Consider the following 17,818-nt stretch of genomic DNA (forward strand, 5'->3'; position numbering starts at 1 on the left):
CCGCAGTGCGTCAGTCCGCAAGAGAGGGTTCGTCCACGGTTTCCGTCCCCCAGTTGCGCTGCCATTTCAAGAGTGCACGCTTTGCCGTTTCCGGTGCCGTGCGGTCATAGACACTGAGGATCGCTGCCACACGCTCCGGATCCGTGTCCGCATCACCGCCGCGCAGGTGATCGGTGAGCAGGAAGATCGCCCCGAACAGCAGCTTGTCGACGCCCACCGCGCGGCAGGCGATCGCCAGGTCCTCACCCCCGCCACCGTAGACGATCCGCTGCAGTTGCGGGCTGCGCAGCTCGGTGAGCTCGGCGAAGAGCAGTTCGAAGAGCGGCAGGTTGCCTTTGCGCAGAGCCCTGACAATGGGGTGGTCGGCGATCCGCTCCTCATCGCCCAAGGCGGCTGCCTGAACGGCGGCGGCCGCCATGCGCAGGTGATCCTCCCCCGCCCCTGCCAGTCGGGCTTCAGGGGGACCAACGTCTGCACCATTCGCTGGGGCAGCCACCTCGACATCGTCGCCGTGCCCCTCCTCGGGGCCGACATCGATAACATCGGGCGGCGAGGGCGCCTCCGCCAGGGGGCTACGCCCCGATGCCGCTGCACCCGACACCTGTTCACCCGACACCGGTGCACCCGACACCGGTGCACCCGACACCGGTGCACCCGACATCGGCCCGGTCAGCAGCTTGGGCGGCGGTGCGACCTGCCGCGGCGCCGGCCGCTCTTCATAGATCACCACCTGGCGGTCGCGCCGCCACAGCCAGACGATGACCGTCAGGATGAACATCACCCCAATGGCCGCCATCATGTAGAGCTGGCGCTGTTCGATGCGGGTCACCGCCGGCGCAATGGCAGATGCCGGATCGCGCTGGGCCTCGGCCAGCTGTTCCTGAAGCATCGCGGTTTGTTCGTCACGCACGTCCAGCGCCGTATCGAGGTTCTCGACCTGGGCACGCAGGGCCGCCACCTCGTCCTGTGCTTCGTCCAAGGCGCCGACCTGCTCCTGCAGCTCTGCAACCTGTTGCTCGGCCTCCCGCAGGCCCGCGACCTCCTCTTCCAGGACAGCGACCTGTTCTTCGGCTCCCCGCAGGACCTCAACCCGCTCCTGCAAGGTCGCCACCTCCTCCTCGACCGGCTCCAGTTCGTTGACCCGCGCTTCCAGAGCGCGGAGCTGTTCCTCAGCCGCCTCCAGCGCCTCCTCGCGCCGGGCAAGCTCCACGCTGGGATCGGGCTGTTCCAGCACCTCCTTCAGGCGCGCAGCAAAAGCCCTGAACTCGGCAGAGTCGGACTGCGAGGAACGGATCTCCGGGCGAAGCATCAGGGCCTGCAAGGGGATCGATGCGGCGACCTCGCCGCCCAGCGCCTGCTGGGCTGCGAGCCGGTCGGCACCCTCCACCAGGGCCGCAAGGCTCGGGCCGATCATCGCGCTCTCTCCGGCAGCCCCGGCGAGAGGCGTGGACGAGATGCCGGGCGACCGCTGACCGTCGCGCAGCGCCATGATGGAACTCTGCTGGGCAGAGACGATCTCATCGGCGGCCTGGCGGATGGTTCCCGGCGGCGGCGGCTCCGCGGCCTGGGTCAGGCGCAGCGTCGGATCCAGCATCAACCAGCCCCGGGTCACGGCAAAGCCGTCCACCAAAGCCACATAGTTGGACCAGTCCTGACGCAGCAATTCGGCAGGCCCGGACCCGAAGCGCCCGGCGAAACCGCGCCGCAGGCTGCGCACCTCGGTGAAGGCGCGCATCTGGCGGCGTGCCCAGGCGTGGCGCAGGCCCGGATCCCCCTCGGCGATGCGCTGCATGGAAAGGCTCAGGTAGCTGTCCTTCAGAAAAAAGTAGCGCGCCAAGTCGGCGCGGCTGGCGGTCTGCTGAGCGACAGGCGCCAAGGTACCGGAACGGCGCACGTGGTCGTCGAACCAGCGCCAGTCCGCCGAGGGCTCGGCCTGGGCCAGCGCCTCGATCATGATCGGCAGCAACTGGTCGCTGTTGCTCGCTCCGCCCTGCTCGCGCAGCCGGGAGAAACGCACCAGGCTCGGCAGCCACTGCCCATCCAGACGCACGTCGATTTCGACCAGACCGTCGGGTGAAACCCGCAAAGCGCCATCCGGCAGGTCGGCGATGCGCAGCCGCCCGGCATCGAGCAGTGCTCTCAGCCGCTCGGCAAGGGCGCGGTAATTGCCCTGCAGTTCCGCCCAGCGGGTGCTGGCGAAGCTGTTGCTGTCCCGTGCTGCGATGTTGCCGTAGAAGCGCGCAAGACTTTCCAGTTCGGCAACCGCAGTGCGAAGATCCGCCTCTTCCAGCGCCCCGCTCGCCTGCTCTCCTGTGAACTGCTCTGCGCCCCGCTGACCTGGGCCCAACTGGCTCGCAGGCGATTGCGCCAGAGCCGGGCCGCCAAAGGTCGCTGCCAACAGGCAGCAGACGAGCACCCCGTCCCGTAGAGCGCGGTACGCTCTTGACGGTCTGCGTTCAGCGGACACTGCTCTGCGGCTCGATTGCGCCGACCCCATACCACCTGGCTCGACCGCTCGCAGGCGATCGTTCTTGTTGCTTGCTCTCGGGGCGTCACGCCGGCCAGCGCCAGACTCCGGGCCAGCAGATCCTCCGGGCTTCGTAACCTAGAGCATTTGGGCCGCCGCTGGAAGCGGAGGACGCCGCCCGACTCGGATCAGCCGGACGGGCCGTCCGCGGTTTCGGGCCGGCTACCCATCCCGCCGCCCCTGCCCCAGAAATGCGGCCAGGGCCGACAGTGGTGGGTCGGCGAGCAGGTCCGCCGTGCTGCCCTGCACGGCAATGCGGCCGTCGCACAAAAAAGCGGTACTGGGTGCGATGCGATGGGCGTCTTCGGGATTGTGGCTGACCATCACCACCGTCAGCCCGTGGTCGCGCCGCAAACGGTCGACCAGATCCAGCATTTCCAGGCGCAAGCCCGGGTCGAGGGCCGAGAAGGGTTCGTCGAGCAGCAGCAGCGGGCGGCGACGCACGAGGCTGCGGGCCAGAGCCACGCGCTGGCGCTGGCCACCGGAAAGCTGGGCCGGGCGGCGCCCGCCGAGGCCGGCCAGCCCGACGCTCTGCAGCGCCTCCTCGACGGCCCGGCGCTGCGCCGCATCCAGCCGCAGGCCGGGATCGAGGCCGAGACCGACGTTCTGATCCACAGTGAGATGGGCGAAGAGGTTGTGTTCCTGGAACAAACTCGTGACGGGCCGTCCGGCGGGTTCCACCGCCGTCACGTCCCGGCCGTCGATCTCCAAGCGGCCGGACAGCGGCGTCTCGAAGCCGGCGATCAGGTTCAGGAGCGTCGACTTGCCGCCGCCGCTCGGCCCCAGCAGCGCCAGGCAGTCGCCGCGCCCAACCGCCAGGTCGAACACCATGGTCATGTCCTCGTAGCGGAACGTCAGCGCGCTTACGGACAGGATGGGATCCCTGACCGGCCCTCCCAGCCCGCTTTCCCGCAAGGGCCCCTCATGCATGACGGACACTCCGGCCAGGCAGCCGGATGCTGGCCCGGCCAAGCAGGGTATCGATGGCGAAGAAGACCAGCAGGCAGACGAGCGACAGAAATGCCGCGATCACCGCAGCCTCGGCCATGCGGAAGCTGCCCATAGCGCGGTAGAGCAGCAACGGCAGGGTGGCGAAGTCCTCGCTGCCAAACAGGGCGATGACCCCGAGGTCGCCCATGGAGAGCGTCGCCGCCACTGCAAGAGCCAGGGCAGCCGGACGCCGCAGATTTGGCCATTCGATCAGGCGCAGCCGGCTCCAGCCGGCGATGCCGAGGCTCTGGCACAGGCGGTCGTGGCGCTGGGCCTCGTCCATCATCGGGCCGCCGAGAAAGCGCACCACAAAGGGCAGTGCCATCAGGGCGTTGACCAGCACCACCAGCGGCAGGCCGAGGGCGAAGACGTCGGTGAAAGGCCGCAGCAGGACGAAGAGCCCCGTGGCCAGAACGAAGGGCGGCACCACGAGGATCAGCGAGGCGGAGAGCTCCAGGCGCGCCGCCGCCCGGCTCCGCTGCAAGCGGTGGCGCAGGATGCGGCTGCTGACCAGGACCGCGCCCCCCAACACCAGGGCGAGACCGCCGGAGGTAAGGGCGATGGTGAGCGACTGGCCGAGGGCACGCCACAGCCGCGGGTCGCTCAGCACCGCCGACGCCGTCGCGTTGAAACCCGCCAGCGCCACTGCGGCCAAGGGCAGCACGACGAAGAGCGTGCCCAGGGTAATGAGCAGGCCGTCGAGCCAGCGCCCCAGGGGATCGGCCCGGTCCGGCCGCTCGTAGACGCGCCCCTCGGTAAGGGTCAGGTTGCCGGGAACCGACAGCCGCAGCAGGCAGAAGACGATGCCGCCGCAGAAGACGAGCTGGACGACGGCCAGGGTGACCGCCCGCCCGAGGTCGAAGTCGAAGCGCAGGGCCTGGTAGACCGCCACCTCCAGGGTCGTCGCCCGCGGTCCGCCGCCGAGGGTGAGCACCACGGCAAAGGAGGTGAAGCAGAGCATGAACACAAGGCCCGCGATACCCGGCAGGACGCTGCGCAGGGCCGGCCATTCGATCAGCCGGAAGATGTCGCGCGAGCGCAGGCCGTACTGGCTGGCCACGCGCCAGCTTTCGGGCGGAACCGAGTCCAGCGCCTGCAGGAGCACCCGGGCGACGAAGGGCAGATTGAAAAAGCAATGGCCGATCAGGATGCCGCCCAGCCCGTAGAGATAGTGCAGGCCCTGAAAGCCCAGCAGTTCCAGGCCGTCGTTGACCCAGCCGCGCCGTCCGTGCACGGCGGCGATGCCGAAAATAGCGACGATCACCGGCACCACGAGGGAGAGGCTGAACAGCCGCAGCAAAAGGCCGCGCCCCGGAAAGTCGCGGCGTGCCAGCGCCCGGGCCAGCGGAATGGCAAAGCCCACCGACAGCAGGGTCGACAGCGCGGCCTGCCAGAGGGTGAACCAGACGACCCGCCAGAGGTAGGGCTGGCCGAGGGTCTCCGCGAGATCGAAGCCGCCGGCCGCGAAGCCGAGGGCGAGCAGCGCGCCGCCGGCCAGCAGGGCCACCAGGCTGAGCGCCAGGCCCGCCGGGAGCCACCACGGCATCACATGACTTCCGCCACGCTTAGCGGCTGACCGCCTGCAGCCACTCGTCGACCCAGGCCTGGCGGTTTTCGCTCACCTCTTCCGGACTGAACAGCAGCGGGCGGGCCGGGTCGACCAGCTTGTCGAACTCGGGCGGCAGGCCGTCGGGCAGGTCGACCACCGGATACATCCAGTTCCCGGTGGGAATGGCGGTCTGAAAACCGGGGCTGACCATAAAGGCGAGGAACTGGCCCGCGAGCTCGGGCTGCGGCGCGGCCTTGGGGATCGCCGCCACCTCCACCTGCATGTAATGGCCCTCCTCAAAGGCCGCCGCCTGATAGCGCTCGGTCTGCTCGGCGATCATGTGATAGGCGGGCGAGGTGGTGTAGCTCAGCACCAGCGGCGCCTCGCCCTCGAGGAACAGGCCGTAGGCCTCGCTCCAGCCCTTGGTCGTGGTGACGGTCTTGCGCGCGAGCTTCGCCCAGGCCTCTGGCGCGTCCTCGCCATAGACGGCGCGGACCCAGAGCATGATACCCAATCCGGGCGTCGAGGTGCGCGGGTCCTGGAGAATGATCTTCAGATCGTCCGGTGCCTCCACCAGCTCCTTCAGGCTACGCGGCGGCTGCGCCAGCGCCTCGGTGTCGTAGACGAACGCGAAGTAACCGTAATCGAAGGGCAGAAAGGTCTCGTCGCTCCAGTCGACCGGCAGGGTGAGACCCTCCGCTGCCACCCCATGCGGCGCCAGCAGACCGGTCGCCTTGGCCTCGGCCATCAGGTTGAGATCGAGGCCCAGAATGACGTCGGCCTTGCTGCTCTCCCCCTCCAGGCGCAGGCGGCTCAGCACGCCGCCCGAGGTGTCGATGGCGACGAAGTCCAGCACGCAGCCGCACTCGGCCTCGAAGGCCTCCTTGATGCGCGGGCCCGGCCCCCAGTCTGAGGTGAAGGCATCGTATGTATAGACGGTGAGCCGCTTTTCCTCTTCGGCGGCGGCTCCGCCGGCAAGCAGAGGCACCATGGCTGCCAGAACGGCGACGAAGGAGAAAAGGCGCATGACATCGCTCCATAAAGCTATGGGGCGGATGGTTTTGAGGATCGCTGGGCCTTGAAATCGTTGGGCTTCGAAGGGCCGGTGGCTCAAATCCCTCCGCCGGCATTACCCGGGTCAGGTTCATCGGGTTGTCCGGACGGCAAAGCGCAGTCCGGTCTCTCAGCCCGTTGCAGGGCACCCCGTTGAGACTGAGCAGAGACTAGGGCCGCGCCCCGCCCCTGACAAGCCCTCCCGGGAAGGCGGGCGGCGGCGCGATGAGCCGATTTGGAAGGCACTCATACTTCGACATCAGGCGAATCATCACGCGCGCGACCCGTGGTGAAGTGGCGTCCTCACGCTCATCTCATCGCCACCCGGAGAGGACGCCGATGATCACCTGTTTCATCCGCTACGAGATCGACCCCTTCAAGAGAGAAGCCTTTGAGACCTACGCCCGGACCTGGGGCCAGGCGATCCCGCGCTGCGGTGCGGAGCTGATCGGCTACTTCGCGCCGCACGAAGGCTCGGCCACCACCGCCTACGGCGTTTACACAATCGAGAGTCTGGCGGCCTACGAGGCCTATCGCGCCCGCCTGGCCGCCGATCCTCTGGGCCGGGAGAACTACCGCTTCGCAGAGGCGGAACGCTTCATCCGCCGGGAGGATCGAATCTTCCTGAAACTGGCCTCGGCGCCGCACGCCGACCCGGTCTAAGGCACGGGCTAGCAGCCGGCGGTCACTTCGATCTCGACCAGCAGTTCCGGGCGGGCCAGGGCGGCGACCACGAGGGTGGTGACCGCCGGGGCCTCGAAGCCCCCCCAGCGGTCCTGGCGGATCTTCGTCAGGGCCGGCAGATGGGCCGGATCGGTGACGTAGTAGACGACGCGGAGGATGTTGTTCACCGAGAGATCGAAGGAGGAGAGGATCGCTTCCACGCTGTTCATGGTCTCATGACACTGCGCGTCGAAGGACGCGGGCGTTGCCCCTTGCGGATTCAAGCCGATCTGCCCGGCGATGAAGTACAGCCTCTGCGGCGACTGGATTTCGACCACATGCGCAAAGATCGTGTCGAAAGGCGGCTTGACCGGGCGGACCGTCGTCGGATTGTGGCGCTTCAGCATGGTTTTCCTTCCTGTGGCGATCCTGCGGCCCTGGGGCGGTCCTGGGGGCGGCCCTGGCGCGGCCGTCCCACCGCCAGTTCTTCTGTGAGATCAAGGGTAAAGGTCTCTGCCGTCAGCACCGTCTACCCCCCTGGCACATCCCAATAAAAAGGCCCGCTTGAGCCTTGGCGCAAACGATATAAGCTCAATACTCTGTGAGTTTATGTAACACCGGTGCCAGCCATGAGACTCCCGTCGCTGCGCGCGATCCAGGCCTTCGACGCCGTGGCCCGCCACGGCAGCTTCAGCCGCGCGGCGGACGAACTGGCCGTCACCCACGGCGCCGTGAGCCGGCAGATCCGGGCCCTGGAGCAGCAGCTCGACACCCCGCTCTTTCATCGAACGGCAAAGGGCGCGGCCCTGACCGGCGACGGCGCGGTGCTGTTCCAGGCCTCCCGCGCCGCCTTCGCCGCTCTGCGCGGCGGCGTTGCCGACCTGGCGCGGCGCCGCGCCGACACAACGATCACGCTGTCGCTGACCACCTCCCTGGCCCTGAAGTGGCTGGTGCCGCGGCTGCCGGCCTTCCGCCGCCGCCACCCGGAGATCGCGGTGCTGCTCGACACCAACGACGCGCCGGTCGATCTTCACGAACAGCCGGTCGACTGCGCCCTGCGCTTCGGCACAGGCGGATGGACCAGCCTGCACGAAACCCGGCTGACGGAGGAGGAGCTGGTGGCGGTCGCGGCACCGGGCCTGATGGACGGCGCCAGTCTTCCGCTTTCGCCGCACGACCTGATCACCTTCCCGCTGGTGCACGACGACTACAACCCGGGCTGGGATCGATGGCTCGAAAAAGCCGGTGCGAAGTCCCTCAACGGGGCTTTACCGGGGGACCGCTACATCGACAGCGGGGTCCTGATCGCGGCGGCCCTGGACGGCCAAGCGGTGGCCCTGGTGCGGCGCCTGCTGGCCGCCGACGACCTGGCGGCCGGGCGTCTGATCCAGGTAAGCGACGTGACCCTCCCGCTGGAGCGGTCGCTCTTCTTCGTCTGCCGGGCCGGCGACCAGAACCGGCCGGTGGTGGCGGCGCTGCGCGACTGGCTGACCGAAAGCTTTGCGGACTTCCGGCGCAGACCCTAAGCGGCCGCAGCGCAAGTGGTCTCCTGCTCTGTCCCCATCTGGCCCTTGCCCGAAAGACCGCATCGGGGCATGAGCGGGGGCTGCCCAACAATGCCAAAGCACACCCAGATGCCTGATACCACCTCTTCCCCTAACGCGTCCGCCGATTTGCCCTTAGGCGAGCCCCTGCCCGGCTGGACGCCCCGCCCGGTGCCGCCCCGAAGTGCCCTTGAAGGCCGTTTCTGCCGGGTCGAGCCACTCGACCCGGAGGCTCATGCCGACGACCTCTTCACCGCCTACACCGCCGACCCGGCGGGGCGGAGCTGGACCTACCTGCCCTACGGCCCCTTTGCCACATTGGCCGAGCTGAAAGCGTGGATGCAGGCGACCTGCCTGGATGACGACCCGCTGTTCCATGCGGTCATCGACAGGGCCAGCGGCAGAGCCCTGGGGGTCGCCAGCTATCTGCGCATCGCGCCGGCCATCGGCAGCATCGAGGTCGGGCATATCCACTACGCCCCGGCCCTGCAGGCCACCCCGGCAGCCACCGAGGTCATGTTCCTGATGATGGCCCGGGTCTTCGACGAATTGGGCTACCGCCGCTACGAGTGGAAGTGCAACGCGCTGAACGCCGCTTCTCGCCGCGCGGCGGAACGGTTGGGCTTCACCTTCGAAGGCGTGTTCCGCCAGGCCACCGTCGTCAAGGGCCGCAACCGCGACACCGCCTGGTACTCCCTCCTCGACAAGGAGTGGCCCGACGCCAAGGCCGCCTTCGAGACCTGGCTGGCGCCTGACAATTTCGATGCCGAGGGGCGGCAGGTGAAGTCGCTGGCGGCTATCCGCGCGGCGTTACGGCGCTGACGGCTTCGACCGCATCGCATCGAGCGACCAGGAGCCGCCGCCGGCGAAGACCAGGTAGAGGAAGAAAAAGCAGAACATTATGGCCGCGTCGCCGCCGTTGAGCGTCGGGAAGAAGCTCCGCGGTGCATGGGCGATGAAATAGGCCGCCGCCATCAGGCCGGAGCAGAGGAAGGCAACCGGGCGGGTGAACAGGCCGAGCGCCAGGAGCGCGCCGCCGATCAGTTCGATAATGCCGGCGATGCCCAGCATGGAGAGCAGTTCCGGCCCCGGCCCCTCGCTGGTCCGCATCGGGAAGTTCAGGAGTTTCTGCGTGCCGTGCGCCATGAAGATCAGCGCGGCCATGATGCGGGCCACGGAAAGAACGCGCGGCGCCCAGGCGGTGAGTGTTTCCGTCATCGTCTGCTCCTCGTTCTAGAAGCGGTCAGCTTTTTTGGGGAAAGGCACGGACCCGCTCGCCAGACCTCGGTCCCGTCACCTTGGATACATAGGGACGCTCATGTCGAGACCAAGTCCCTCCTGCCGATCCAAGGAAAGATCGCATGCTTCGAGACGGGCCTGCCGGCCCTCCTCAGCATGAGGCCGTGCTGAGGGCCAAACACCCACCTCATCCTGAGGTGCGGAGCGCAGCGGAGCCTCGAAGGATGGGCCACCGGCCTCAGCCTGTTCGCAGCCTTAAGTCCAGGGCCCCTGGAAGAGACCGACGGCGAGGCGCAGCAGCGTGCCGACGAAGATCAGCAAGAGGACCCAGACCTTGGAGAGGCTGGCGAGAGCGTAGAAGGTCTTGGCGTCGTTGATCATCGCCTCCTTCTCCGGACCTTCGGGCAGTTTCTCCGCCTGGATCTCCTTGTACCAGCCGCGCAGGGCCTGGCCGGTGACGTAAAGCGCCGCCACCGCCAGCATGATGTTGGAGAGAAAGGCGAGCCAGGCGGCGATCATGGACCAGTCCCGGGGTGTCGGCTGCGACCAGCCCTACTCAATCGTGATCTTCAGGGACTTGTTCATGGCCAGCGCGATCTGCGCCAGGGAGGCCACGGTGGCGCCCTGCTTGTTCACCTTGCCGCTGGCCAGCTTGGAAACGAAGGCGGGGTCGAGGCCGCTTGCCTTCTGCAGGTCGCGCAGGCTGCCCTCGTAGGCGGCCAGTGCCTCGGCCACCGCGTCGGCCACCTCCAGCCGCGCCACGCCGCGGGCGGTCGCACGCAGCGCCTCGATATCGGGGTCGCCGCTCTTGAAGGCCTGGGCCTGGGGGCGCTTGCGCGCCTTGGCTGCCTCGGCAGATGCCTTGCTTTCGGACATGAGCACGCCCTTTCCTTGCTCGCAGGCGAGGTTGGATGTCTCGGGTGGTGACCCGCAGGTGGTTCCGCTTGTTGTCGAATTCAACAACAAATCGGCTCTCTTGTCAAGATCCTGACAGGAAGGGTGCGTCGGAGTTAGGAGGCCTGGGCAGCCTTGCAGGCCTTCTCCAACCAATCCGCATAGTCGGGGCTGACCGGGCGCCAGTCGGTCCAGAGGCGGGTTTCCCGCCGCAGCCGGGCAACGGCGAGCTGATGGTCGCTCTCCGCCCCGATCCAGAGGATCCGGAGCTGCTTCAGGGGGTGCAGATAGACCGCCAGTGCCGTGGTGTCGCCCAGTTCCCGGGCCTGGGCCGGGCCGTCGTCAAGCCGGGTCCGATAGCTCGCGGGATCGAGCGTGGAGAGGCCGGGGCCGCCCTTGCAGCAGGCCGTCGCGGGCAACAGGGGTGCGGCCGGCAGGTGCAGGCCGTGCAGCACCGCGGCGGCCCGCCTGGGCCAGCCCTGCCGGGCCAGGGGGCCGAACAGCGCCGCGTCCAGGGTCTCCTGGCGGCCGTCCTCCAACAGGGGACCGCCGCGCGGCACCGCCGCAAGCTGCCGCTCCCCGAAGCGCCCCGCCGCGTGCCGCAGGATGTCGCGCATCACCCTGACACGGTTGGCCCGTTGTGTGCCGGCGCGGGTGCGCTGGTCCAGATAGCCGCGCTGGGCCGCATTGACGCGCTCTAGATCAAGCTCGACGGTCAGCACGGGTATGGGCTTTTCCTGGGCGGCGGCGGAAATGCGCGCGGAGTCGCGGCGCCGAAAGACTGGCACCGAAACCTGCGCCCGGCAACCGCCAGACCCGAGGAAACCTGGGGCATAAAGTGGCCCCCCGGCGTCGGCGCCGGCCCGCAGCGCCTGGCGGTCAGGGCATCGACAATTCGGGCTTGCCCGGCTATAAGGCGCGCCGTTGTCGCGATGCCCGGGCCTTCGGCCGGCACCGCAGGAAGCTAGATTTCGAGCATGACAGACCTTTCCGATGCCGTCGCGCGGCGGCGCACCTTTGCGATCATCTCGCACCCCGACGCGGGCAAGACCACGCTGACGGAGAAGCTGCTGCTGTTCGGCGGTGCGATTCAGATGGCCGGCGCCGTGAAGGCGCGCGGCGAGCAGCGCCGCGCCCATTCGGACTGGATGAAGGTGGAGCGCGAGCGCGGCATCTCCGTCGCCTCCTCCGTCATGACCTACGACTATGCCGGCAAGACCTTCAACCTGCTGGACACGCCGGGCCACGAAGACTTTTCCGAAGACACCTACCGCACCCTGACGGCGGTCGATTCCGCGGTCATGGTCATCGACGCGGCGAAAGGCATCGAGGCCCAGACCCTGAAGCTCTTCGAGGTCTGCCGTCTCAGGGACATGCCCATCATCACCTTCGTCAACAAGCTGGACCGCGAGGCGCGCGACCCCTTCGAGCTGATCGACGAGGTGGAGCAGCGCCTGGCGCTGGACGTGACGCCGGCGACCTGGCCCATTGGCATGGGGCGCTCCTTCCTCGGCTGCTATGACCTGCTGCGCGACCGCCTGCTGCTGGTGGAGCGCAGCCGCGACAAGAAGGGCGCCGAGGGCGAGGCCTGCGACGGCCTGGACGACCCCAAGCTGGACGCGATGCTGCCGGCCGACGCGGTTGCCCAGCTCCGCGAAGAGGTGGAGATGGTGCGCGAACTCTGCCCCGCCTTCGACCTGGAAGCCTATCGCCAGGGCACCATGACGCCGGTCTACTTCGGCTCGGCGCTCAACAACTTCGGGGTCCGCGAGCTTCTGCAGGGCGTGGCCGACATGGCCCCTGCCCCGCGCCCGCAGCCGGCAGTGGGCCGCGAGGTCGAACCGACGGAAAAGAAGATCAGTGGCTTCGTCTTCAAGATCCAGGCGAACATGGACCCCAACCACCGCGACCGCATCGCCTTTCTCCGGCTCTGCTCCGGCCACTTCAAGCGCGGCGCCAAGCTGAAGCATTCGCGCAGCGGCAAGACCCTCAACATCCACAACCCGGTGCTGTTCCTGGCGCGCGACCGGGAGCTGGCGGAAGAGGCCTGGCCCGGCGACATCATCGGCATCCCCAACCACGGCAACCTCGGCATCGGCGATGCGCTGACCGAAGGCGAGGAGCTGAAGTTCACCGGCATCCCCTCCTTCGCGCCGGAGTACCTGCAGACCGTCCGGCCTAAGGATCCGCTGCGCGCAAAACACCTGGGCCGCGCGCTGCAGCAATTGGCCGAGGAAGGCGCGGCCCGGGTCTTCAAACCCAACATCGGCGCCGACTGGATCGTCGGCGTCGTCGGCCCGCTGCAGTTCGACGTGCTGGCCGACCGCATCCGCACCGAGTACGAGGTGCCTGTCCACTTCGAGCCCACCACTCTGCACACCGCGCGCTGGGTAGAGGCCGACGAGCCGCTGAAGCTGAAGCGTTTCGTCGACGCCAACCAGGGCGCCATGGGCGAGGACCATACCGGCGCACCGGTCTTCCTCGCGCGCAACGCCTGGCATCTGGACCGCGCCGCGGAGGACAACCCGGATCTCCGCTTCCTCAAGACCAAGGAGCAGATCTAGGATCGCCGGGTTTACAGACTGAAATCACGATCTCAAGAGATCACGGAGTCTCCTGTGAACGCGACACACAAGTCCTCCCCCCTTGCGGGGGAGGATTTAGGAGGGGGGTGCCACGCCGGTGGCAATGCTCCGATCAGGCCGAGGCAGTCCCCCCCACCCCAACCCTCCCCCACGAGGGGGGAGGGGGACTCTTTTGTTCGCCCAGCTTCGAAGCCCAGGCGCCAGACGGCGTTGCTGTGGTCTCGGAACAGCCGATGAGCCCTTCCGACTGGCAAGCCGACGGACGCCTGCCCAGCGAGGTCTGGATCAAGGCCCATCTGCGGCGCTGCTTCGCCGAAGGGATGCCGGCCACCGTCGTTCGCCGCGGCGAGAAGAACAGCGGCACGCTGATCCTGAAGATCAACCAGCTTGAGGCCGGCTGCCGGGTGCTCAATCAGACCCGCGACCTCGACGGCGTACTTGCTTGGATGCCCGCGCTCGGCGGCGAACTGGTCGAAGAAAGCGACGCCGATGCCTACATCGAACGGGCCGTCGCCCGCGACCCGGATGTCTGGGTCGTCGAAATCGAAGACCGCGAGGGCCGCCATCCCTTCGAAGGCAAGGTCCTCTAACCCGAAAGCGAAACCTCATGGCCAACCGCACCATCGATCTGAGCGACGCCCTCTACGACTACCTCCTGGCGCACTCCCTCAACGAGCCGGCGGTGATGCGCCGCCTGCGCGAGGAAACCGCAACCCTGCCGCTGTCGATCATGCAGATCGCCCCCGAGCAGGGACAGTTCATGGCCCTGCTGGTGCGGCTGTTGGGGGCAAAGCGCTGCATCGAGGTTGGTACCTTCACCGGCTATTCGGCGCTGGCCGTGGCCTTGGCATTGCCGCCGGAGGGCCGGATCGTGGCCTGCGACGTCAACGCGGAAACCGCGGCCGTTGCGAAGCGCTATTGGCAGGAGGCTGGGGTGGACAAGAAAATCGATCTCCGGCTCGCACCGGCTGTCGAGACGCTGGAAGCGCTGTTGGCAAACGGCGAAGCCGGGACCTACGACTTCGCTTTCATCGACGCCGACAAGTCGAACTACGATTCTTACTACGAGCTGTCGCTGCAGCTCCTGAGGCCAGGCGGACTGATCGCCATTGACAACGTTCTTTGGGGCGGCGACGTGCTTGACCTCGACCGAACTGACTCCGACACCCTGGCGATTCGCGCGATCAACACGAAGGTTTCCGGCGATTCGCGCGTGCATTGCTCGCTGATTCCGATTGGCGATGGGCTGATGCTTGCACGCAAACAAAGCGCTTAGTGTTCGTAGACGAAAGTTAGCTAATGCCGTTAACGCTCCGTTAAGCAAGCGTTAAGGCCATCTTCATCCGCACGTGGAAAACTTGTGGGATCGGCGAAGGGGATTCGCCAAACGTGCAATGAAAGATGAGGCCAACCATGTGGAAGATCTTAGCGCTTAGCGCCGGGCTCGCCCTCGTTAGCACCAGCACTTCGGCGGCGGCGCAGCCTCAATGTGATCAGCGTGACTCTGTTCTGAAAATTCTTCAGCAGAAGTACAAGGAAGCGCCGGTCGCTTTGGGCGTCACCCACAACGGCGGACTGGTTGAGGTGCTCAGCACCGGTAATGGTACGACCTGGTCCATCATCGTGACGACTCCGCAGGGCATGAGCTGCCTGGTGGCTGCCGGTGAAGGCTGGCGCGCCATGGACCAGGTTGCCGCTGACCCGGAGGCCTAAGTTGGCGCTTCAGGAAACTGGGCATGCTGAGTTGAGGTCGGTGCTCTCAGGAACCTGATTCGAACGCTGAATGAATGACCCGGTCACCGGGTTTGATTGAAAGACGCGAAGACGTCCCCGCGTTCAACTCCAACACCGCGATGACGTCCTGGCCGGACGAAATGGCCTGCAAAGAGAAGGGCACCGTGCGCTCTTGAATGCGTACGATCACACCGCCCTCGTCGATGAAGAGCATATCCAGAGGGATAAGCGTATTCTTCATCCACATGGCCCGGGGTTCCGGCCGTTCAAAGAGAAACAGCATGCCCGCCATCGCGGCCATACTGTGCCTGAACATCAGCCCCTGAGAGCGCTGATCCGGCGATACCGCCATCTCCACTTCGAAAACGTGACGCCCGCCCGCAGCGGTTTCGATCGCAATCTCGTCCCTGTCGAAGGTCACGAGGTTGGCCTGCGCATGCGCAGGGCCGGCCCCTGGTGCAGCGGCCAGCACCAGCACGGCAGCGATCAAGGCGAAAACCCGCAGCGGCGTTGTCATGGCGCAAGCATTAGCTGCCCGCGTCGGGCAGGACAAGGTCCATTCGGAGTCATCTCAGGATACAAGGCGGCACTCCCTCAGGCGGTCAGGATCCGCGCCGCAAGACCCCGGATCTCCGGGCGCAGCGGGCCTTCCCGCGGCCGGTCGGCCAGCGTGGTGAACCAGTGCTCCGGCGGATTGCGGCCCTTGCTGTGGCGCCAGTCCAGACCCCGCAAGACCGCTTCCGCCGCGGTCGGCAGGCGCTCCGGAACGGGAAAGCCGTTGAGGGTCGCCCAGACCCCCGCCCAGGCACGCCCGACGGACCAGGGATTGTAACCCCCGCCCCCAAGGATCAGCAGGCGCGGCGCAAGATCGCGGACCTGAGCGACGACACGCCAGAGCGCCCCGTTGGACAGAGAGAGCTTGCTGAGAGGATCCTCCTCCAGCCCGTCGGCGCCGCATTGCAGAACCACGGCTTCGGGAACGAAGGCGGTGATCAGCGGCAACACCGCCTCCTCCATCAGGAACGCCATCTCGCTATCGTTGAAGCCGGCCGGCACCGGCAGATTGCGGGCCAGGCCGCCGGCACGGTCGTCGACACTTCCGGCAGCGGGGGTCTGGTCGGGGCCACCCCCTTTCATGGGCCAGCGCGCATCCTCGTGGATCGAAAGCGTGAAGACGCGCGGGTCGTCATGAAAGGCGTCCTGCACGCCGTCGCCATGATGGGCGTCGATGTCGAGATAGACGATCCGCGTGAGGCCGGCATCCAGCATCGCCAGAATTCCCAGCACCGGGTCATTGAAGTAACAGAAGCCGCTCGCATGGTCGGCCCGGCCATGGTGGGTGCCGCCGGCAGGGCTGTGGATCACACCCGGGTCCGCCAGGCGTTCGCCTGCCAGGATCGAGGCGCCGCAGGCCGTCGCCGGGCGCCGGAAGACCTCCGCATAGATGGGATTGCCGTTGCGCCCGAGGTTGAAGCGCCGCTGCTCGTCTTCGCTCAGACGCTGCTGGCGTTCGGCGCGCTGGACCGCGGCGATGTAGGCCGGGTCGTGAAACCGCGCCAGTTGCACTGGCGTGGCGCGCGGGCTGTCGATGTAGACCGTGTCCGGCAGCCAACCCAGAGCCCGGCAGAGGTCGATACAGGTGGATACGCGCGGGATGGCCAGGGGATGGCGCCCGCCATAGGTCGAGCGGCGATAGATCTCGCTGCCGATGAAGCGCGGCGCTTCAGCCGGGATCGGGCCCTCAATCATCGGCTGCGAAGGGGAAGCGCAAGACGCTAGGGCAGCCGCGCGAGCCGCTCGCGGATAAGATCGTAGAAGCCGGCCGCGTCGATCCCGTTGATCACATGGCAGTTGCGCCGCCCGTCGGTGACACCCCACCAATCCACGACGGTCATGCCCATGGTGAGTTCGGAGCCGGTTTCGACCTGCACGTTGCAGTCGCGGCCCTGGAACAGGTCCGGCTGCAGGAGATAGGCCAGAACGCAGGGATCGTGCAGCGGCCCGCCGTCCTCGCCGTACTTCTCCATATCGAAGCGCTCATAGAAATCCAGCATGCCCGCTGCCGCCACACCGGTCCTCGTGCCCAGAGCGCGCAGAGAGTCGATCCACTCACGCTTCATCAGCGCTTTGTGCGTTACATCAAGAGGATGCATCACGAGCTTTAGATCAGAACTGAAGACAACCTGTGCCGCATGCGGATCGACGTAGATGTTGAACTCGGCGGTCGGCGTCACGTTGCCGCCTTCGAAGAATCCGCCGCCCATCATCACGAGCTGCTCGATGTGGCCGACGATATCAGGTGCCTTGATCATGGCGGCGGCAATGTTGGTCAGCGGACCCAGGGTGCACAGCGTGACGGACTGCGGTGGGGCCGCGCGCAGCGTATCGACAAGCCAGTCGACGGCATGACCGTCCTGCAGCGGCATCGTGGGATCCGGCAGGTTGGATCCGTCGAGACCGGTCTTGCCGTGAACCTCTTCGGCGGTGACCAGCGATCTGACCAAGGGGCGCGCGCAGCCGGCAAAAACCTTCATCTCCGGACGCCCCGCCAATTCGCAGATCCGGCGGGCGTTGGCTTCCGTCAGGCGCAGCGGCACGTTGCCCGCAACCGTCGTAATGCCGAGCACCTCGAACTCCTCGGAGGCAAGGGCAAGCAGGATGGCGATGGCATCGTCCTGTCCGGGATCTGTATCGATGATGATGGGTCTTGGGGGCATGCTTTGGATTCCTGAGGGTCCGGGGGCGACGCGCAGCAGCGACACGCGGCAGTTGGTGATAAGGCTCCTAGCGATGCCCGATTGGCGCCGCCCCTGCAAGCCCCGCGGCAAAGGCTCCGCTGCCGGCCCGGGGCTTGCAGGGGCGTAGCGAATCGGAGTCGTACGGAAATCAGACGGCTAACGCACCGCTTTCACTTGAAAACCGAGACACCAAGGGACATCTCCGAGAAAACAAGGTCGAACAGGCGGCGCTCCGGGGCACACTCCATCATCTCTGTCGCGGTCACCCCGCTCACCCACCCTGCGAGGCTCAAGGGCCAGGC

At 67.1% G+C, this 17,818-nt stretch carries 19 protein-coding genes and 1 riboswitch; of the genes, 7 read left to right on the top strand and 12 right to left on the bottom strand.

The annotated features are described in order from the left end of the window. Positions 1-10: 10 nt before the first annotated feature. From Q0982_RS04300 to thiB, 4 genes are all read right to left on the bottom strand, one after another. A complete protein-coding gene (locus Q0982_RS04300) occupies positions 11-2,347 on the bottom strand; it encodes a DUF2336 domain-containing protein (RefSeq protein WP_299392101.1) in 2,337 nt (778 codons plus the stop codon). Positions 2,348-2,689: 342 nt separating this feature from the next. Then, positions 2,690-3,457, bottom strand: a complete 768-nt coding sequence (gene thiQ / locus Q0982_RS04305; RefSeq protein ID WP_299392103.1) for a thiamine ABC transporter ATP-binding protein — start codon at positions 3,455-3,457, stop codon at positions 2,690-2,692. After that, the gene (gene thiP / locus Q0982_RS04310) at positions 3,450-5,063 is read right to left on the bottom strand and encodes a thiamine/thiamine pyrophosphate ABC transporter permease (protein WP_299392105.1); all 1,614 of its coding nucleotides are present in this window, start codon (positions 5,061-5,063) and stop codon (positions 3,450-3,452) included. Before thiP ends, thiQ begins: the two co-directional genes overlap by 8 nt. Before the next feature lie 19 nt (positions 5,064-5,082). Next, the gene (thiB, locus tag Q0982_RS04315; RefSeq protein ID WP_299392107.1) at positions 5,083-6,093 is read right to left on the bottom strand and encodes a thiamine ABC transporter substrate binding subunit; all 1,011 of its coding nucleotides are present in this window, start codon (positions 6,091-6,093) and stop codon (positions 5,083-5,085) included. A gap of 70 nt (positions 6,094-6,163) precedes the next feature. Continuing rightward, a riboswitch (TPP riboswitch) is annotated at positions 6,164-6,282 on the bottom strand. Positions 6,283-6,458: 176 nt separating this feature from the next. Here thiB and Q0982_RS04320 point away from each other — a divergent pair. Beyond that, positions 6,459-6,782, top strand: coding sequence for an NIPSNAP family protein (locus Q0982_RS04320; protein WP_299392110.1), 324 nt, complete (start codon positions 6,459-6,461; stop codon positions 6,780-6,782). A gap of 8 nt (positions 6,783-6,790) precedes the next feature. On the opposite strand, the gene Q0982_RS04325 is transcribed toward Q0982_RS04320, so the two are convergent. Beyond that, the gene (locus Q0982_RS04325; protein WP_299392111.1) at positions 6,791-7,189 is read right to left on the bottom strand and encodes a RidA family protein; all 399 of its coding nucleotides are present in this window, start codon (positions 7,187-7,189) and stop codon (positions 6,791-6,793) included. A gap of 222 nt (positions 7,190-7,411) precedes the next feature. On the opposite strand from Q0982_RS04325, the gene gcvA reads away from it, so the two are divergent. Further along, on the top strand, positions 7,412-8,308 hold the full coding sequence (gene gcvA / locus Q0982_RS04330; RefSeq protein WP_299392114.1) for a transcriptional regulator GcvA: 897 nt from the start codon (positions 7,412-7,414) through the stop codon (positions 8,306-8,308). Between the two features lie 189 nt (positions 8,309-8,497). Beyond that, complete coding sequence (locus Q0982_RS04335; protein ID WP_322096946.1) at positions 8,498-9,148, top strand: GNAT family protein; 651 nt, start codon at positions 8,498-8,500, stop codon at positions 9,146-9,148. On the opposite strand, the gene Q0982_RS04340 is transcribed toward Q0982_RS04335, so the two are convergent. From Q0982_RS04340 to Q0982_RS04355, 4 genes are all read right to left on the bottom strand, one after another. Then, positions 9,137-9,544 carry a DoxX family protein gene (locus Q0982_RS04340; RefSeq protein WP_299392119.1) on the bottom strand — a complete coding sequence of 136 codons (408 nt, stop codon included), beginning with the start codon at positions 9,542-9,544 and terminating at the stop codon, positions 9,137-9,139. The two genes, Q0982_RS04335 and Q0982_RS04340, sit on opposite strands and share 12 nt — an antisense overlap. A gap of 276 nt (positions 9,545-9,820) precedes the next feature. Next, the gene (locus tag Q0982_RS04345) at positions 9,821-10,084 is read right to left on the bottom strand and encodes a hypothetical protein (RefSeq protein ID WP_299392122.1); all 264 of its coding nucleotides are present in this window, start codon (positions 10,082-10,084) and stop codon (positions 9,821-9,823) included. Between the two features lie 33 nt (positions 10,085-10,117). After that, the gene (locus Q0982_RS04350; protein ID WP_299392124.1) at positions 10,118-10,441 is read right to left on the bottom strand and encodes a hypothetical protein; all 324 of its coding nucleotides are present in this window, start codon (positions 10,439-10,441) and stop codon (positions 10,118-10,120) included. A 134-nt stretch (positions 10,442-10,575) separates the two neighbouring features. Further along, positions 10,576-11,247, bottom strand: coding sequence for a hypothetical protein (locus Q0982_RS04355; RefSeq protein WP_299392126.1), 672 nt, complete (start codon positions 11,245-11,247; stop codon positions 10,576-10,578). A gap of 189 nt (positions 11,248-11,436) precedes the next feature. Here Q0982_RS04355 and Q0982_RS04360 point away from each other — a divergent pair, with 189 nt between their 5' ends. The 4 genes from Q0982_RS04360 to Q0982_RS04375 all read left to right on the top strand — a co-directional run bounded on the left by Q0982_RS04360 (position 11,437) and on the right by Q0982_RS04375 (position 14,757). Further along, positions 11,437-13,023: a peptide chain release factor 3 gene (locus Q0982_RS04360; protein ID WP_299392128.1), complete on the top strand. Its 1,587-nt coding sequence runs from the start codon at positions 11,437-11,439 to the stop codon at positions 13,021-13,023. Positions 13,024-13,277: 254 nt separating this feature from the next. Next, the gene (locus tag Q0982_RS04365) at positions 13,278-13,634 is read left to right on the top strand and encodes a DUF1491 family protein (RefSeq protein ID WP_299392131.1); all 357 of its coding nucleotides are present in this window, start codon (positions 13,278-13,280) and stop codon (positions 13,632-13,634) included. A gap of 17 nt (positions 13,635-13,651) precedes the next feature. After that, a complete protein-coding gene (locus Q0982_RS04370) occupies positions 13,652-14,320 on the top strand; it encodes a class I SAM-dependent methyltransferase (protein ID WP_299392132.1) in 669 nt (222 codons plus the stop codon). A 137-nt stretch (positions 14,321-14,457) separates the two neighbouring features. Then, on the top strand, positions 14,458-14,757 hold the full coding sequence (locus Q0982_RS04375; RefSeq protein WP_299392135.1) for a hypothetical protein: 300 nt from the start codon (positions 14,458-14,460) through the stop codon (positions 14,755-14,757). Between the two features lie 46 nt (positions 14,758-14,803). Here the strand turns inward: Q0982_RS04375 and Q0982_RS04380 are convergent, their stop codons facing one another. The 3 genes from Q0982_RS04380 to Q0982_RS04390 form a co-directional block, all read right to left on the bottom strand. Beyond that, a complete protein-coding gene (locus Q0982_RS04380; RefSeq protein WP_299392137.1) occupies positions 14,804-15,295 on the bottom strand; it encodes a DUF192 domain-containing protein in 492 nt (163 codons plus the stop codon). A 77-nt stretch (positions 15,296-15,372) separates the two neighbouring features. Further along, entirely contained in the window at positions 15,373-16,527 is a 1,155-nt protein-coding gene (locus Q0982_RS04385) for an acetoin utilization protein AcuC (protein ID WP_299392140.1), read from the bottom strand. A gap of 26 nt (positions 16,528-16,553) precedes the next feature. Next, the gene (locus Q0982_RS04390; RefSeq protein WP_299392143.1) at positions 16,554-17,495 is read right to left on the bottom strand and encodes a nucleoside hydrolase; all 942 of its coding nucleotides are present in this window, start codon (positions 17,493-17,495) and stop codon (positions 16,554-16,556) included. Positions 17,496-17,818: the final 323 nt, after the last annotated feature.

It is taken from the genome of Pelagibius sp. (assembly GCF_028281305.1).
Taxonomy (GTDB): domain Bacteria; phylum Pseudomonadota; class Alphaproteobacteria; order Kiloniellales; family Kiloniellaceae; genus Pelagibius.

Bases quoted from the DNA above. Each gene is read 5' to 3' on its own strand.
- thiQ (WP_299392103.1), bottom strand. From the start codon at position 3,457: ATGCATGAGGGGCCCTTGCGGGAAAGCGGGCTGGGAGGGCCGGTCAGG.
- thiP (WP_299392105.1), bottom strand. From the start codon at position 5,063: ATGCCGTGGTGGCTCCCGGCGGGCCTGGCGCTCAGCCTGGTGGCCCTG.
- thiB (WP_299392107.1), bottom strand. From the start codon at position 6,093: ATGCGCCTTTTCTCCTTCGTCGCCGTTCTGGCAGCCATGGTGCCTCTG.
- Q0982_RS04320 (WP_299392110.1), top strand. From the start codon at position 6,459: ATGATCACCTGTTTCATCCGCTACGAGATCGACCCCTTCAAGAGAGAA.
- Q0982_RS04325 (WP_299392111.1), bottom strand. From the start codon at position 7,189: ATGCTGAAGCGCCACAATCCGACGACGGTCCGCCCGGTCAAGCCGCCT.
- gcvA (WP_299392114.1), top strand. From the start codon at position 7,412: ATGAGACTCCCGTCGCTGCGCGCGATCCAGGCCTTCGACGCCGTGGCC.
- Q0982_RS04340 (WP_299392119.1), bottom strand. From the start codon at position 9,544: ATGACGGAAACACTCACCGCCTGGGCGCCGCGCGTTCTTTCCGTGGCC.
- Q0982_RS04345 (WP_299392122.1), bottom strand. From the start codon at position 10,084: ATGATCGCCGCCTGGCTCGCCTTTCTCTCCAACATCATGCTGGCGGTG.
- Q0982_RS04350 (WP_299392124.1), bottom strand. From the start codon at position 10,441: ATGTCCGAAAGCAAGGCATCTGCCGAGGCAGCCAAGGCGCGCAAGCGC.
- Q0982_RS04360 (WP_299392128.1), top strand. From the start codon at position 11,437: ATGACAGACCTTTCCGATGCCGTCGCGCGGCGGCGCACCTTTGCGATC.
- Q0982_RS04365 (WP_299392131.1), top strand. From the start codon at position 13,278: ATGAGCCCTTCCGACTGGCAAGCCGACGGACGCCTGCCCAGCGAGGTC.
- Q0982_RS04370 (WP_299392132.1), top strand. From the start codon at position 13,652: ATGGCCAACCGCACCATCGATCTGAGCGACGCCCTCTACGACTACCTC.
- Q0982_RS04375 (WP_299392135.1), top strand. From the start codon at position 14,458: ATGTGGAAGATCTTAGCGCTTAGCGCCGGGCTCGCCCTCGTTAGCACC.
- Q0982_RS04380 (WP_299392137.1), bottom strand. From the start codon at position 15,295: ATGACAACGCCGCTGCGGGTTTTCGCCTTGATCGCTGCCGTGCTGGTG.
- Q0982_RS04385 (WP_299392140.1), bottom strand. From the start codon at position 16,527: ATGATTGAGGGCCCGATCCCGGCTGAAGCGCCGCGCTTCATCGGCAGC.
- Q0982_RS04390 (WP_299392143.1), bottom strand. From the start codon at position 17,495: ATGCCCCCAAGACCCATCATCATCGATACAGATCCCGGACAGGACGAT.